Genomic DNA, 15,782 nt, shown 5'->3' with positions numbered 1-15,782 from the left:
TTCCCTATTCCAACTCGATCAGCAATCGGGGGGCTTGCCCCTCAGGGTAATGGTTGCCGGCAAAGGCATGCACCAGTCCCTCTCCACGCAGCTCACAAGTCTTGCGCACAATAATCAAACTCAGTAAGCCATTGCCATCGGCACGCGCCCACTCGCCCATGCGCTCACTTGTAAACCGGATCATACCCTGCTGCTGCCCCTTGGGAATCACAAAAGAACCTAACTCCACCACTTGATCTGACTGGACCTTCCATGGTGAATCGGCTTGGTTCGCCGGAGCATCCAACCAACCCATTGTGCCGGCATCCCAGAGGTCCCTCTCACCATCGAGCAGACCATACACGACAAACTCACAGTCGGGAACAAAACTAGCCAGACCATAGGGGCTCTGCACTTGATTCAAAACGAGCGTCAGCTTTTTAATTTGATCGACCTCCTGATGACGAAGGTCGAATTTGAGGTAACTCTTCCGGGCATACCTCCCATCCTTCGAATGTTTAACTAACAAAAGACCGGGGGACAAGTGGGTATCTTTATGATCTGATATCACCGTAGCATGTCCACCGGCTCCCCTTTCTGTGGTGATCACCCCGGCCTTGAATGCCGGCCCCGATCTTGAAACTCGCCCGAACTCCTCCAGAGAGCCTCTTCCGGCGGAAACCCCATCCTGGTTGATATCGACACTCTGGTTTTTCAGCACACGTTTCCGGTGATCGCTGGATCCATGATAAAGTTCCACTTCACCATCCAGAACATCGATCCGAGCCTCTCGGCTTTCCTTATCCACCGAAACGGCAAAAGATGTCCCCAAGTCCGTCACTTCACAATCAGGCGTATCCAATCGAAAGCCAACCGCCTGTTCCGGAACATCCGCCACGGCGGTCCCGTAATGAAGCAGGGCCTTCATGCCTGTGAGTAAATCCATTTTCACCGGAGCTTCCAGACTGACCACCGCGCCCGATGAAAAGGTCAAGGTTGCCGTCCCCTGCAGAAGCTCAAGCTGGCCTCGCGTCAAATCACCCCCCGGGGTGGTCGGCAATGAACAAGCGCCCCATTTGGCCGAGGAGGCAGCCGTAAGCTCCGCGACCACCGGATCGGATTCACGATTCTCGAGAGAGCGCAATTGCATCCACATCATTCCGAAAAGAAGCAACGCCGCTGCGGCCGCAGCTACGAAGAACCTGCCCCGAAACCTCGGCGTCACTTTCGACGGATCGGAAAACTTGGCATCCAGTCCGATGCCATCGGTCATCTGAAGCTGGCTGTGCTGCCGGGCCAAATCCTGATAGAGCGTCAAGGCCTCTGAATCCGTCATCAGGTGCTGCTCGAGATCAGACACTTCCTGCTCACTCGCTCGACCATCAACAACACGCTCAAACAACTCCGCTATTTCCCATTCCTTTTTACTTTTCATATTCCCTCCTTGCTTAAACATTTTCTCAAAAGCAGTCGGACACGGCTCAGAGCGCGGTACGATGCCGCCACTGTCTTATTCATTCGCACGGCAATTTCTTCGATCGAAAACTCCTCCCGATACCTCAAAGCGATCAAAGTCTGCTGATCTTTTTTTAGACGAGCCATACAGGCACGCAAACGATGTGCTTCCTCATCCGCCACATGGGGGTCCGTTTTAAACTGTTCCGCCAGGAACTCGATGCACTGGTCGGTAAACACAAGGCGCCTGCCCTCCACAGCCTTTTTTTTGCGAAATGCCATCACCCGATGAAAGGCCACCTTCCGGCTCCAGGCACCGAAGTTCGTACCCTCCTCATACTGATCGAATGCCTGCCACAATGCCAGTTTCACATCCTGCAACACATCCTCGGCATCCGCCGCATGGGGAATCAAGTGGTAAATGTAACCACCCAAATAACGTTCATGCTCGGCAAGCAAGCGTACAAACGGTTCCGGGTCAGGGTGACGGGCATCATCAATCACATGCATACAGTGCCAAAGTCAGCGGATTTGGACATCAAAATGATGAACTTCGTCAAATACGTCTCACTTTTTTGTCCAAATCCCGACATCCGGGCACTTATCATCACGTAACCCAGTGATATAATCGCCCGATACTCCGGGCAACACGCCGGTTTCGCCAACTACCACAAGCATCAATCACCATGCAACGCCGCAACTTCCTCAAACTTTTTGGAGCCACCAGCTTGGCGCCAGCCTCTGTCCTTGCCGCCAACAGCTCCCGCCACCCGGATGACATCCTCGTCGATGCCGTCAGTTTTGAAAACAAAGGCGGCTGGCTCGTCGACCCTCAATTCATCGAACAGATGGGCTCCCCCTATCTACTAGCCCATGGCATGGGACAGCCGGTTGACAACGCCAATACCACCATCACTGCCAAATCGGATGGCAACTACAACCTCTGGGTGAGAACCAAAAACTGGTGCCCTGGATCTTGGGAGGCACCAGGGCGGTTTCAAATCAAAATCAACGGCAAGCTCCAATCAACAGTCTTCGGTACCGAGGCTGGTTGGACATGGCAAAAAGGAGCCGTCGTCGCATTAAAAAAAGGCACTCATACTCTTGAGCTCGTTGACCTCACGGGGTTCGAGGGACGCTGTGATGCTATTTATTTGACCAAAGACACCAGTATCCAACCACCGAATGATATCAAACAACTCGCCGTCTGGAGACAACACCAGCACGGTCTCAGTAGTGATGTCGACAACACGCACGATTTTGACCTCGTTATCGTTGGCGGCGGTATTGCTGGTTGTGGTGCTGCTCTTGCCGCGGATGAGTTGGGTCTCAAAGTCGCCCTGATTCAAAACCGTCCTGTGCTCGGCGGCAATGCCAGTAAAGAAATTCGAGTCCACACCATTGGGATTCACGGCAAGGTCGCCCGATTACTCAAAAAAATCGACACCAAACGCTGGCACAACAACTCACCTGATGCCATCAAGGATGATGCCAAACGGCACGCCTCGCTCGAAGCGGCCAAAAACGTCACCTTGTTCATGGACTACTCCGTGACTGATGTTGCCAAGGATGGAAAATCGATCAGCAGCGTCACAGCCCGAAGCAATACCTCCCATCAGCGCATCCGCGTCAAGGGTCGTCAGTTTATCGACAGCTCCGGCGATGGTATCGTAGGCTTTAAAGCTGGTGCCTCCTTCCGCTATGGCCGTGAATCAAAAGACGAATTCAATGAAGGCTGGGATAAGTTTGGTGATCTTTGGAGTCCTGAAAAAGAAGACAACCGCGTTATGGGAACCACGGTGATGTGGCGTAGCACAAAAGGTAAAAAGGCAAGTAAGTTCCCTGCTACACCATGGGCAAAGGATGTCGCCAAGACCTACGCGGAAAAGAAGAGTGAGTGGTATTGGGAGTATTCCGATAACGACAAACACCAAATTCACGATGCGGAAGCTATACGTGATCACATGTTCCGTGCCGTGTATGGCAACTTCTCCAATGTGAAAAAGAACCCCGCCAATGCTCAACTCGCACTGGAGTGGGTCGCCTTTATTGGTGGAAAACGTGAATCGCGCCGCATCATGGGCGATCATATCTACACGATGAAAGACGTTACCAGCCTCACCAACTTCCCCGATACTGTGGCGATGGAAAAACGTGACATCGATATGCATTATCAAAAAAGCCTGAAGGGTTTCATTGTCGATTTTATTTCCAAGGCTCTCTTTATGAAGCTCAAAGGTCACTACTACATCCCCTTCCGCTCCCTCTACTCCAAAGACATCCCTAACCTCATGATGGCGGGTCGGTGTTTCAGTTGTTCACACATCGGCTTGGGAGGTCCTCGCGTCATGCTTACTTGCGGGCAGATGGGTGTCGCCACCGGATACGCCGCAGCCCTTTGTAAAAAACACAATACGTCACCACGCGGCATTGCCAAAAACCACATCAAAGAGCTACGTCAACTGATTGGCTTTGAATAAACACATGTGTTGCCTATGAAGCGCTTTTTCTATTCCTCCATGACGATCAGCTTTCTCGTGCTGATCGTCACCGGAGGGCTGCGCTTTTTGATCCCATTCAACCTGAACCTCAGCCGACTCCACATTGTTTCAGGGATCATCCTGAGCTTACTGGTCCTGATCCACCTGGCAGGCAAAGCCAAAACGCTACGACGAATCATTGCACCCAAACACGGACGCAAGGCATGGCTGGCCAGTGCCCTCACATTGGCTTTATGCATCGGAGTAGGACTAGCCGCCTGGTTTGGCACCCCCGGTGTCAGCCACCTGATGGGACTCAGCTATGAATCACGTAACCACGCCAGTATTTTTAGAGCTCAGGATAATGTCGCATCCGATCATCAAAGCCGTTGGCTCCGGACAAGCAAACTCACATCCACCGGTGCCTCCATCGATATCGAGCTCCTTTGGAATTGCCCTGCAGAGCACCATGCCGTCGCTATCTGGGCCGAAACCCAATCCGGCACCATCATCGAAACCCTCTACCTCTCAGGATCACTGAGCTTCAGTGACGAGCATCCTTGGGAAAGCAAGCGGCAACGACGTGGCCAGATCCTTCCCATATGGCGACACCGCTACACCTCGGTTTGCGGCATCGCACCGACCGGAGCCACCGACCTCATTTCACAACCCACGATCAACCACCAATGGCTGCTCGACCACCATCTCAACAAAACCAGTAAACCCTTCACCCTCTTCGTCGAAATCAACATCGCAGGGGACAAGCACTCCTCCCTCATCTATGCCTCCCGGATCGATCCGGAATCACCCAATGCCTACACCTTGTTGAACCTCATTGGCCACAGCCACGGCAGCCTCAAGGATGGCGAAATCAACTACGAGATCTCACAGCTGCCAGCCCGCATCAACCAGGTCGAACGCATTTTGGTCAAAACCATCTGGAAGTAAAATCAACCAAGGAGATAAAAAACGAGCCGGACACCCCCCAAGGCACCCGGCTCACGCTATGAAAAAATGGTCAGGCCTTAATGAGAGCACTTCTTACTTTCATCAGTGTAAAAGCCATCTTCCGCTGGGATGAATTTACCTCGGGCCTCTAAAAAATCAATCGCCTGGTCCGCCGTCATCATACTCATCGAGCAGCTGCAATAGGTCGTTGCCACTCCAAAGGTGTCGATGATTGCCTTTTTCAAACTCTCCCGAGTGTAAACGGACCCGGACTCCATCATCATGTGCATGATCTCGTGAACGTGTGTGTCTTGCATGGACAGACCCATACGCCAGCCCATCCAGCGACACAAGCAAAATAAAGAATTTTTTTTCGTTTATGAGCAACTGGTGATGTGTTGGTCAACTTCCTCATAGATAAGCATCGCGTCGGGTGGGCATCCGGTATAGGTTTCGTCATGGCAAGTATTGGCGAACGCGCGACTCTTCCGATTTTACGGGAGACGAAATCTGGAATGTTTCTCGACTCCGAAGGAGAGCTCGGCGAGCTTCTGCTGCCGGGCAAGGAGATTCCGGCATCGAAAAAACAATGGAAAATCGGAGACAGCGTGGAGGTTTTTATCTACTGCGATTCTGAGGACCGTCCGATCGCCACCACGCGCACTCCCCTGGCCGAGCCCGGGGAATTTGCCGTACTCAACTGCATTGCCACCACGGGGTTTGGAGCTTTTCTTGACTGGGGATTGCCAAAGGATCTCTTTGTCCCTCTTCGTGAACAAAGCCAGCGGATGCAGGTGGGCGAACGCTACGTCGTGCATGTTCACGTTGATCATGCATCCGACCGGATTCTGGCCAGCAGCCGACTGGCCCGCCACTTGGAAAAATCCCACCCAAGCTTCCTGATTGGGCAAGAAGTCGACCTTCTGGTGTTTGCTCAAACGGATCTGGGCTACAAGGCCATCATCGACAGCACCCACGCCGGCCTGATCTTTGCCAACGAAGTGTTTCGTCCTCTGAAACCGGGGGATCAGTGCAAGGGGTACATCAGCCAGGTGCGCTCTGATGGAAAAATTGACATTACCCTCAACCCGCCGGGAAGGAAACGTATCGACCAGCTCGAAGAACGGATCCTCAACGAACTGCAAGAACGAGGTGGCCACTGGACACTCTGCGACAAATCCTCACCGGAAGCGATCAAGACAGCTCTCGGGGTCAGTAAAAAAGCCTTCAAACAAGCCACCGGAGCGCTGTTCAAAAAACAGAAAATCAGCATCGGCAAGGATGGGATTCGACTCATTGAGTAGGTAGCTAATCGGCTTTGATGGGAGCAGCTACGATCAAAAAGCAACACAAGCCCAGCGGACACGCCCCCCTGAGCAGGGCCGGGCAGGATTGAGAAGATGAGTTCTGATGGCAAGTTGCTCAGAACAACCCGCCTATTGTAACAATCACTCTCGGTGCTTGCGATCAATCAGGGACACCACGAGTATCACCCCACCAATCAGAGAAGCCAATAACAGACCGGCTACAACGCCCATGGCCTGATTCCGTTGAATATTAGGACTCACTGAAGAATGTGGCATAACTGGAGCACCGTGAACGATCATTACTTGGGTCGGAGTCATCACGTTTCTCCTTGCCTCCCTCAGTTCTTGCTCCAAGTCTTTCTTTTTCTTAAGAGCCGCTCTATAGTCTGGCTCAACAACTTCCAGACTCCTCTTGACTCCAATCCATTCCAAATCCCCCTCATACGTTCCATTCACGTGGGAATACTCCAACGCCAATTCCTCATAGTTATTTTCCGCGATGTTTAAATCGTCTTTGATCCCCGTCAGGCAAAGCTCCTCACGTTGCTTCTGTAGATCGGACTTACGATACACATAAGCTTGGCATACGGCTTCACATATAGCATGCGCATCTTCTTTCTTCCAATGGCGGCAAACAACCTCAATCATACGTCCTTCTCCCACTCTCTCTGTGTTTACAGCATTCCCAAGAACTTCGACTGATTGAGAATCCGCCATCCCCCATCTTGCATCCAAATGAAGCATCTCTGCAACCACATATAAATTCTCGCTGGATTGCATCACTTCCAACTCGGTCTCAACATACTGATTCACTCCCCACGCTTCAACATCTACTCCTGATGGAACCAATTCTACAGAAGCTCGACTTTCATATATTCTGGGCATCATAAATGACACCACTGAAGAAATGAACAAACCTAACACAGGCAGCACGATGAAGGAAATCACAATCCACTTAGGTAACTTGCTTCCCGACTTATCTGCTGCTGAGTCCATGACTAGATGATAGATTTATCTATCCACCCTGTTCAATACATTTACAGATAAAATCTATAATCCATGGCCAAATCAATTTGGGAAGCTGTAGCAGCCAAGCGATGAAATAAACGCTCAACTAGCACAGCAAATAGATCAGAGAAAAAGTCCATGCTCCCCGCCACTTCCGAACCTTACTCAACCAGACTACATCCACACGTGTCGACATCAACTCCTGATTGTGTGAGATTTATTGATAACACTTTCCAAATAGTGAGTATTAGGAATAGGGCTAGTCCCAGTAAGATCACAACCGTCCATGTGCAAGATGATGAACACCCAACCTTTTTTCTCATTTCTGGCTGTTACCTCGGCCGTCCTTAGCTTGAGCAGTATGGCTGCCGATGCGGAGCCATCCCCCATGAAGGGGGTAAAACCCAATATCATCCTGGTGATTACCGATGATCAGGGGTATGCAGATATAAGCGCTCACGGTCACCCACTTCTGAAGACCCCCCATCTGGATCAACTGCGCGCAGAAAGCATGAGCTTTGAGAGCTTTCATGCCAGCCCAACATGTGCACCTACTCGTTCAGCCATTATGTCGGGGCGCGATCCCTTTTACGTGGGGGTCACACACACAGTGCTAGAGCGCGAACGTATGGCATTGAATGTTCCCACACTTGCTGAAATGTTGAAGGAGAATGGTTACCATACCGGGATCTTCGGCAAATGGCACTTAGGTGATGAAGCGGCTTACCGCCCGGACAAACGTGGATTTGATGAGGTCTATATGCATGGTGCCGGCGGCATAGGACAGAGCTACGGCGGGACCTGTGGAGATGCTCCTGGAAATCAATATTTCAACCCTTACATCCTGCACAATAATACCTTCGTCAAAACAGAGGGCTTTTGCACAGACCTGTTTTTCAACCAGGCGATTCTCTGGATGAAGAAGATGAAAGATGAAAAAAAGCCGTTTTTCACCTACCTTTCGACGAACGCTCCCCACGGCCCGTTCATCAGCCCCGAGCATTATAAAAAGCCTTTTGCGAAAGCTGGATACAACGCAAAACAGCAAGGTTTCTATGGAATGATTGCTAACATTGACGAGCGTATGGGAACCTTGATGGCTCAACTCGAAGAATGGAAGATCGCCGATGATACCATTCTCATTTTTATGTCGGACAACGGTCCTACCGGTGCTGGCAATACTTGGAATGCGGGAATGAAGGGTAAAAAAGGAAGTGTGGATGAGGGTGGCACGAGGGTTCCCTTCTTTATTCGCTGGCCCAAAAAAATAAGTGCGGACACACGCTGTCAAAAACTAGTGAGGCACTATGACATTTTACCCACCTTGGCAGCCATCACAGGAGCCACCCCCAAGGAAAAAAAACAATTGGCCGGGCGCAGCTTTCTTCCCCTGCTGGAGAATCCCGAAGCTGACTGGGCAGATCGCATCACCGTCTTCCACAAAGGACGCTGGGGCTATAAGCAGCAACCCACCAAAAACAAAAGCTATGCACTGCGCTCTGGGCAATGGAGACTCGTAGACGGCAAGCACCTTTACGACATTCAGAAAGATCCGTTGCAGAAAAAGAATGTGATCAAAAATCACCCTGAAGTTGTGCAGAAAATGACAGCCTACTATGACGCGTGGTGGGAAAAGGCTGTTCCCCTGATGGTGAATGAAAATGCCCCGCTCGAAGGACACAATACGTTCCACCTGATGTTCTGGAAACAATTCAATTTACCCGTCCCGCCGGTGAATCATAAAAAACCGTTTTCCAAGAAAAGGAACTGAGTTGTTATCCACCTGCACTTTTTTTTGCCTTGCCACCCTCGTATTCTTCTTTCTAGGATACATTACATGATGATAAACAACTCTCCGCTTTGTGCTCTGACATTGGCTTCTTTGCTAGGAATCACCTCCTCGGCTCACGCAGTCATCACAGTGCAAGCTCACTGGCAACTGGGAGAGTCGGGATCCTTGGGAACAAGCAACAAACCCCTGGATAGCACGCTCAACGGCTATGATTTACTTAGCAACATCGGTTCTGCCGCCGTGGACAATAGCAACCCGGCACCCGGCAGCACCGCTGCCCTCGATTTCACCGCCGGCAATATCGGCTATTACGGCACAAGCTACGACAGCCGCCCCACGAATAATTTTGGGATGGAAACCTGGGCACGCATCGGAAACTTGGCAGCTGGTAGCTCATCCGTCCTCAACTTCGGCGGACTGAACTTCGGCTGGCGCAATGGCGGTGGGCAACTTGGCTTCGGTGGAGCCAGAACCAACAGCGCTTGGGTTGGCAATACCTACCTCCCCGCCTCAACGGACGAATGGGTTCACTTGGCGCTGGTCCGTGACAATGGCACCACCACCTTCTATGTCAACGGCGCGGCATTCGGAGCATCGTCAAATGCAGGACTCGCCACAGATGAAGAAGTCCACATTGGCGTATCACCGGGAGGATCAAGCTACTACAACGGCAGTCTGGACGAAGCCCGCCTGTTCACTTTCAATGCTGGAGAATTCGATCCTGCGACTGATTTGCTGGTGAACCAAATTCCTGAACCTTCCTCAGCCGCCTTGTTCGGGCTGGGAGCCGCAGGCTTCTTATTGCGTCGTAGACGTTAACCTTCCCTAGTCTCAGCCGTGCGTCCGGCACACGTAGACGGTGCTTTCCGAGTCCCGTCCGAGAATCGGGTTCGTAAATGGAACGACGTGCGTTTCACAGGCGGCAAACACCTCGTTAAGCGAGTTCATAAAACTGGCTTCCGGCGGATCATCTGACCAAAGCGCAAACACACCGCCCGGATGAATTTGACGGGTCATCGCCCGCAAGCCATCCGGCTGATAGAAATGTGCGTGTTGTTCATTGAGTAGGTGGTCCGGCGAGTGGTCGATATCGAGCAGCACAGCATGAAATTGTTTCCCCGCCTGTGAGGCATCGAAGCCCGGCTGATCTGGCTTGGCTGTGGCTCGTTTAAAAAAGTCACCATATTCGAAATGGCAGCGGCCATCCTTGGTGAGCCCTTCTCCAAGAGGAACCAGTCCTTTTTCGTGCCACTCGATCACAGGCTTGAGGTAGTCCACGACGGTCAAGGATACCACCGAGTGATGGTCCAGTGCCTTTTGTGCCGTGTATCCCAGACCCAGTCCACCGACCACCACATCGAGTTTTTCACCCGGAAAGGCCGCTTCGCAGGCAGCGAGACCCAGATCGGAAAGCGCCTCCTCAACCACAGTAAACAAAGAGGACATTAAAAAATCCGCGCCGAGCATGATCTCATACACTTCCAGATCATCCAGAGTCATCATCGTCCGGCGACGCAAAATCACCTCCCCAAGCGGAGTTTGCTGGTAATCGAGTTCTTCAAATCGTGGGCTCGCATGCATGCCCGCTTATAACGGCTGATTCGATAATAGATAGGCAAATCACCATCTATCCCGCTTGAATCCATTGATCGCCAAACAAAATCACCAGTGTCAGCAGGATAAACAAAATCGCCGTGGCAAATTTCACCGTTGCCGTGTGCTTGGCCTGGAATTGAATCAGGCTGTCACTGGTCATCCCTTTGTAAGCCAGAATGAAAATCACCACCAAGGGTGTGATAAAGGCCAGGTTGTAGTAGAGCAGGAACAACATCGCGTCCACCGACCCCTGCTGGATCTTGAATACAATCGGAGCATACACCTGGCCGGTGCAGGCAAGCTCGAGAAAGGAAATAATGATCCCACTGACAAAGGCAGCAATCACAAAACTGCGCGACTTTGCCCCCTTCCGGATCACGCCACGGATGCGATCTTTCAAGAACGACGGCAGTTGCAGCGTCATCTCATCCAGCTTTCCTCGACGTGCACGGATGCCATCCCGGAAACTCAGAATGGCCACCAGAAGGGCAAAACCTCCAAAGATATATTTCATCGCCACTTTCGCCCACTGGAATTCCTCTTGGCTGTTGAGCCACTCGACCAAACCATGAAAGACAATACCAATGGAGAAATAGGCAAGGAACACCGCCGAAATAAAGGCAATACCTACCATCAAAATTTCCCTCGGGGTGCGACGGGCAATCTGAAGATACGAAAGAAAGAAAATAATGGTCGCAAAGGCACATGGGTTCACTCCGTCCAACAGGCCGGCCAACACCACAATACCGAGTGTCATTTCATTGAAAGTTTCATCCACATGCTCTTGAGCTTGTTCGATTTCTTCCGAGCCAAAAACATGCCATTCCGGGTCATCCGGCATCTCCATGGTTTCTTGCAGCAAGCCGGCAATCGCCTCTGGCTTGGTTTCCGGTGCGACGAGTCCACCCGCCTGAGTGAACACCGCCGGAGCCTTCCCCGCACCGTAGACCTGCAAGCGATCACACAATGCCTGATTCACCAACATATCCCTCTGGTCCGTGATGTTGCGATGCTCCACTTCCATCAATGGAAAATCCCGCTTCATGTCCTCGAGGTAACGTCCGACTTTTTCACACTCCTTGCAGCCCGGTTTATCGAACACGATGACAAGCAACTTCTGCCGCATCGCCGCCATTTTTTCTGGATCCACATCGGGCTTCACGTGCTGAGGCCCGGCGGTGGTTTCCGTCGCCTTGGCCAGAGAGTCAAACGAAGTAAACGAGCTTCCTTTTTGCCCCGTGCTAAAATGACGGATCACCAGAGGCAGCTTTGATTTCGAAATTTCCTTCATGTTAGCATAGGCTAACAAGGGCTTCATCCCCTGGCCCATACTACGGTAGTTTTTCTCCAAATGGTCGGCCAGACGGCTGGATACATTGGACTCCTTCTCCTGTTCGGGGATCAACTGAAGAAACGCCGCAAGATCAATCGGGCGCCCTGCAGCCAACAAAGCAAACCAAGATTCGAATCTTACCTGTGGTGATGGGTCCTTGGTTGCCAAGGACTGTAACGCTTCCGCCTGAGGCTCGCTCACCCCCTTGCGGCGACGACTCGACGAACTGTAATAGCTTCTCTGACGTTCTTTTTTATTATCGGTAAAATAATGGTTCCAGATCGAAGACTCATGGTTCAGAGCCATTGGCAAAACTTCCCTCACGCGAGGCGATTGGTCCGATACCAGATCCTCCACATGATCGCTCATCCAGTGCGGGTTCCCACGGCTCAAGGAATACCACGCTGCCCGACGCAACCACTGGCTACTGGCCTTGGTGTAGGGTTCGAGCAAGCTCACGTCCGAACTTTTCATCGTCTGGCGCATGAGAATCAATGCCAACACCTTGCTTTGATCGTTTGCGTTTTCATTGGTCAACGTTTTACGTGCCCAGGCGACGATGGGGGCAGCCTTCTTCCGGTCCCGCGCCAGACTCTCGATGTTGTAATCATACATCTCGGACGCCCGCAACGGTGTGTCAGCAACATCCAACTGCGCAAAGGCCATGCGAATCATCTCAACACTGCTCGAGCTATTGAATGCCTGATCCGCAGCCTCGCGCCGCACATCGGAGACCTTGTCCTGCATCAGTGCGCGGATCAGAGGAATTGCCTCACTCGATCGAGCATAATACAAGCCCTCGGCAACCGCTGCCCGCTCACTTACTGGCATCTTGTCCAAGCGCTCGGTCAAGGCAACCAGGCCCCGGGCATCATCCACCTTGGCCAGAACCAAAGCCGCGCGGTACGACTGCCTTGGCTTTTCCCAATTCCCAATGGTTGCAGCCAGCGCATCTTTCAAAGAGCTCAACCCACCGGTTGCCTCTGCCTCTTTACTCGGCTTGAGTTGAACCACCTCCCGCTTGACTTCCTTGCCTTTGTTCGGAGCAATAAAAGCGTCATATAGCGGGTCAAGCGTGGTTCCCGGCAAACTCGGCATGTTCTCCGAACTGGAGGACGAAAAATAGGTTCTGGACGAGTTGGATGGCAGCCGCAATTGACCTAAGACGGCTTCCACTTTTTCATCCACACCCGATTGCAATGCCGAGGTAAGATAATTCGCAACAAACTCCTGCTTCACCTTATCAGAGTCATTCGCCAGTATCCGTAGAGCGGCACAGGCGATATCCAATTCATCATGGGTAGCATACCGAGCGATGATCTCCAGAAATGGTTTTTTATCACGGTCCATCGCACGCAATGCCTGCACCACGATATCCGGCGGACGGGTATCGAGATGGGCGATGAGATTAGCGGGCAAGACCATCCCCATGCCAGTCATCGCCTTGGTTGCCGGTGCAATCATATCGTCATCCGACAAAAACATCTGCGACAACTTTTCCTTCGCTGATTTCAAATTCAGAGCCACCGCGGCTTCAATCGCCCGCGATCTCACAAACTCATCCTCGTCCGCCAACAAACCAACCACCTTCTCTCCCGCTTCTTTGTTCCGGGTTTTGGCCACATACTCCAGCGCCGCTGCGCGAATCCTCCAACGCGGGTCCTGCAACAATCCGGCAATCTTGGCATTGATCTCGGGTGTGGCTTTGGCACTTCCTGAATCCGATCCGAAATCCGAACTGCCACCGCAGAGTTTTGTCAAACTCTCCACAGCTGACACCAACAAATCTTCATCCTCCCGATCCAGATAAGATGCCACCATCTCGCGCACCTCGGTGCCTCCAATCTCCCGGAAACGCCTCATCGCCGCGTGAATCACATTCACGTCCTCTTCCTTTTTCAGATAGGGAATCACCAAGGGCACAGTCTGCGCCTCCCCGAGAATAAGAATCGTGTCCACCGCCGTCTCACGCACCAGGGCATCATCCGATCCAAGAAAATCGCGCACGATCGGGATGGCCAGCATCCCGCTTTTTTTCAAGGCAGCAATCGCACCCAACTGCTGGTCGCGGTTGCCCACCGTCAAATCACGAGCGAGAACCGAAGCGTTTTCACCCGCCGTTCGCGCAAGCACCAAGTGATACTGAGCCTCCTTCAGCGGAATACGTGAGGTATCGGGCAGACCTTCGGTTTGAACCAAAAACGCTTGAATCCCGGAAACCCCCTTCATCCCGTGAGGCTCAAGCATCCGAATCGCACGTTGTTTGCGGTCCGCATCACCCGATATAATATCGCGGATATACGACTGCATTTGCTCATCAGACAGCAGATTCGCCGAAGCCTTGATCTTCCCATCCGAGCCTGCCCAGCGGCTCCACATTGTCATCGCGTGCTCATTGCGAGGGTCAGCACCATCCCCGGCGGGGCTTGCCCAGGCGTTAAAACCAAACCCGTCGCCTGCGGCCTCCTCGAGCAACTCCAAGGCCCCCAACCGAACCGCCAATTTTTCATCACCCAACAACGCAACCAATTCTTTACGCGGGTATGGTTCTCTCGCAATGATAGCAGCACGGATATCGATCCTGAGCTGCTTGTTGGCCACGTTCCGTGCGGCCCACTGCCAATCCTGGGAGCTCACTTCATCAGCAGAGCCGCCAGCAAGACGACTCAGGCGGGAGGCAGCATCATCATCAGCCGGAGAAGGCAAGATACTGATTGCTAGCAGAACGATCAGATAGGTAACACGGATCACAACAAATCAACAGTAGGGTGAAAAAAGCCAGGTAAGGTGAGGTTAAAAAATCAGTGCAGTAATGCGTAAGCGAGAATGTTAGCGTTGACTCGAACCGAGCCAACAATTTCGTTCCCCCCTCAACAACAGCACCCTTCTGTGTTCGAGGTATCGTTCAATCCGTCGGAGGCAAAGGCAACCACCAGCTTCCCATTATGGGTGATCCCCTGAAGCTTACCGGTTCCCCCGTGGCTCAACTTCAGCGCCTTCACCGTAAATACGGTTTTAAAAATTGCGTGATCCATCGGAATGTCCTTCAGGGAGTCCTTTCCGAAGATACGCTTGATCTCCCGCTGGAAAGCGGATGCCCAGGCTTTATTCGAGCACCCTGGCGAAGCCAACATAAAACCTCCATTCTCGAGATACTTCTTGAGATTCTCACGCTCCTTGCGCGTCAGGTTAAAGTCGTCCTCCCCCGTCATGATGACAAAGGGGAACTTAAACAACTCCTCGGAACTTAGCTTCACCGGCTTGAAGCGTCGCTCCGTGGCAATACTTGTTTTCTGCTGCACCGTGCTCAGGAACTCATCACTGAAACAGCGCGAAGTTTTGGTGCCAGCGTAGATCAGGTTGCCGCACTGTACGGCCCCCTCTTTGGCGCTCAGGCCACCCGGCAAGAGCATGGGCACGGCCATCGCCAAGGCTAAAATGTGTCTTTTCATCATTGGATTCTGGGTTGTCGTTTGATTATTGGTCGGACTCCTTCGATTCGGCAGAGTCATCGGAAAAGTATCGTTTTACAGCATCCCTGTATTTTGCCGGGATATTTTCAGGTAGTAATTTGGATTGCTCGGACTCACGGTGCTGGTCGGGTTTGACTTGGCTTCCCGCGCCCTGGTTGGACGCCAGATTCCGGGATCTACCCGAATTCCCATGTCCACCAGCCATCCCGGTCGACTGGGAAAAAGCGAGGCGGTCGGGGCCATACATCGGAACGTTCGTGCTGTTGCCGGCAACCGAGTATCCGTCACTCCCACTGCCCCCGGAGCCACTACCGGCTCCGCCAACGCCACCATTGCCAGAGCCGCGTGGAACCCGCCCCATCAAGGCATTCATCATCTCCTGCATCGTTTGCTGAACATCCTGCTTCACTT

At 52.2% G+C, this 15,782-nt stretch carries 13 protein-coding genes; 5 read left to right on the top strand and 8 right to left on the bottom strand.

The features are described from left to right. Positions 1-4: 4 nt before the first annotated feature. Positions 5-1,414, bottom strand: coding sequence for a FecR domain-containing protein (locus HW115_RS08190; protein ID WP_178932096.1), 1,410 nt, complete (start codon positions 1,412-1,414; stop codon positions 5-7). After that, the gene (locus HW115_RS08185) at positions 1,411-1,944 is read right to left on the bottom strand and encodes a sigma-70 family RNA polymerase sigma factor (protein WP_178932095.1); all 534 of its coding nucleotides are present in this window, start codon (positions 1,942-1,944) and stop codon (positions 1,411-1,413) included. Before HW115_RS08185 ends, HW115_RS08190 begins: the two co-directional genes overlap by 4 nt. Positions 1,945-2,120: 176 nt before the next feature. Between HW115_RS08185 and HW115_RS08180 the strand changes: the two genes are divergently transcribed. Further along, positions 2,121-3,914: an FAD-dependent oxidoreductase gene (locus HW115_RS08180; RefSeq protein WP_178932094.1), complete on the top strand. Its 1,794-nt coding sequence runs from the start codon at positions 2,121-2,123 to the stop codon at positions 3,912-3,914. A 15-nt stretch (positions 3,915-3,929) separates the two neighbouring features. Beyond that, positions 3,930-4,862: a hypothetical protein gene (locus HW115_RS08175; protein ID WP_178932093.1), complete on the top strand. Its 933-nt coding sequence runs from the start codon at positions 3,930-3,932 to the stop codon at positions 4,860-4,862. Positions 4,863-4,939: 77 nt separating this feature from the next. Here the strand turns inward: HW115_RS08175 and HW115_RS08170 are convergent, their stop codons facing one another. Next, positions 4,940-5,179, bottom strand: a complete 240-nt coding sequence (locus HW115_RS08170) for a YecH family metal-binding protein (protein WP_178932092.1) — start codon at positions 5,177-5,179, stop codon at positions 4,940-4,942. 141 nt (positions 5,180-5,320) lie between these two features. Between HW115_RS08170 and HW115_RS08165 the strand changes: the two genes are divergently transcribed. Then, entirely contained in the window at positions 5,321-6,166 is an 846-nt protein-coding gene (locus HW115_RS08165; RefSeq protein WP_178932091.1) for a CvfB family protein, read from the top strand. A gap of 144 nt (positions 6,167-6,310) precedes the next feature. Here the strand turns inward: HW115_RS08165 and HW115_RS08160 are convergent, their stop codons facing one another. Further along, entirely contained in the window at positions 6,311-7,165 is an 855-nt protein-coding gene (locus HW115_RS08160) for a GumC domain-containing protein (RefSeq protein ID WP_178932090.1), read from the bottom strand. Between the two features lie 307 nt (positions 7,166-7,472). Here HW115_RS08160 and HW115_RS08155 point away from each other — a divergent pair, with 307 nt between their 5' ends. Next, complete coding sequence (locus HW115_RS08155; RefSeq protein WP_227021352.1) at positions 7,473-8,948, top strand: arylsulfatase; 1,476 nt, start codon at positions 7,473-7,475, stop codon at positions 8,946-8,948. A 66-nt stretch (positions 8,949-9,014) separates the two neighbouring features. Further along, positions 9,015-9,788, top strand: a complete 774-nt coding sequence (locus HW115_RS08150) for a LamG-like jellyroll fold domain-containing protein (RefSeq protein ID WP_178932152.1) — start codon at positions 9,015-9,017, stop codon at positions 9,786-9,788. Positions 9,789-9,800: 12 nt separating this feature from the next. Here the strand turns inward: HW115_RS08150 and HW115_RS08145 are convergent, their stop codons facing one another. From HW115_RS08145 to HW115_RS08130, 4 genes are all read right to left on the bottom strand, one after another. Continuing rightward, positions 9,801-10,550, bottom strand: coding sequence for a polyamine aminopropyltransferase (locus HW115_RS08145; protein WP_178932089.1), 750 nt, complete (start codon positions 10,548-10,550; stop codon positions 9,801-9,803). A gap of 46 nt (positions 10,551-10,596) precedes the next feature. Then, complete coding sequence (locus HW115_RS08140) at positions 10,597-14,649, bottom strand: HEAT repeat domain-containing protein (RefSeq protein WP_178932088.1); 4,053 nt, start codon at positions 14,647-14,649, stop codon at positions 10,597-10,599. Positions 14,650-14,768: 119 nt separating this feature from the next. After that, a complete protein-coding gene (locus HW115_RS08135; protein WP_178932087.1) occupies positions 14,769-15,353 on the bottom strand; it encodes a DUF4159 domain-containing protein in 585 nt (194 codons plus the stop codon). A 22-nt stretch (positions 15,354-15,375) separates the two neighbouring features. Then, a complete protein-coding gene (locus HW115_RS08130) occupies positions 15,376-15,780 on the bottom strand; it encodes a hypothetical protein (RefSeq protein ID WP_227021351.1) in 405 nt (134 codons plus the stop codon). Positions 15,781-15,782 lie beyond the last annotated feature (2 nt).

The organism is Oceaniferula marina (assembly GCF_013391475.1).
Lineage (GTDB): Bacteria > Verrucomicrobiota > Verrucomicrobiia > Verrucomicrobiales > Akkermansiaceae > Oceaniferula > Oceaniferula marina.
The sequence above is the reverse complement of the archived record's forward strand: the minus strand, read 5'-3'. Positions and strand labels throughout refer to the sequence as shown.

What these genes read in the sequence shown, in the direction of transcription:
- HW115_RS08165 (WP_178932091.1), top strand. Translation starts at nt 5,321, where the DNA reads ATGGCAAGTATTGGCGAACGCGCGACTCTTCCGATTTTACGGGAGACG.
- HW115_RS08160 (WP_178932090.1), bottom strand. Translation starts at nt 7,165, where the DNA reads ATGGACTCAGCAGCAGATAAGTCGGGAAGCAAGTTACCTAAGTGGATT.
- HW115_RS08180 (WP_178932094.1), top strand. Translation starts at nt 2,121, where the DNA reads ATGCAACGCCGCAACTTCCTCAAACTTTTTGGAGCCACCAGCTTGGCG.
- HW115_RS08185 (WP_178932095.1), bottom strand. Translation starts at nt 1,944, where the DNA reads ATGCATGTGATTGATGATGCCCGTCACCCTGACCCGGAACCGTTTGTA.
- HW115_RS08175 (WP_178932093.1), top strand. Translation starts at nt 3,930, where the DNA reads ATGAAGCGCTTTTTCTATTCCTCCATGACGATCAGCTTTCTCGTGCTG.
- HW115_RS08170 (WP_178932092.1), bottom strand. Translation starts at nt 5,179, where the DNA reads ATGCAAGACACACACGTTCACGAGATCATGCACATGATGATGGAGTCC.
- HW115_RS08150 (WP_178932152.1), top strand. Translation starts at nt 9,015, where the DNA reads ATGATGATAAACAACTCTCCGCTTTGTGCTCTGACATTGGCTTCTTTG.
- HW115_RS08190 (WP_178932096.1), bottom strand. Translation starts at nt 1,414, where the DNA reads ATGAAAAGTAAAAAGGAATGGGAAATAGCGGAGTTGTTTGAGCGTGTT.
- HW115_RS08145 (WP_178932089.1), bottom strand. Translation starts at nt 10,550, where the DNA reads ATGCATGCGAGCCCACGATTTGAAGAACTCGATTACCAGCAAACTCCG.
- HW115_RS08135 (WP_178932087.1), bottom strand. Translation starts at nt 15,353, where the DNA reads ATGATGAAAAGACACATTTTAGCCTTGGCGATGGCCGTGCCCATGCTC.
- HW115_RS08155 (WP_227021352.1), top strand. Translation starts at nt 7,473, where the DNA reads ATGATGAACACCCAACCTTTTTTCTCATTTCTGGCTGTTACCTCGGCC.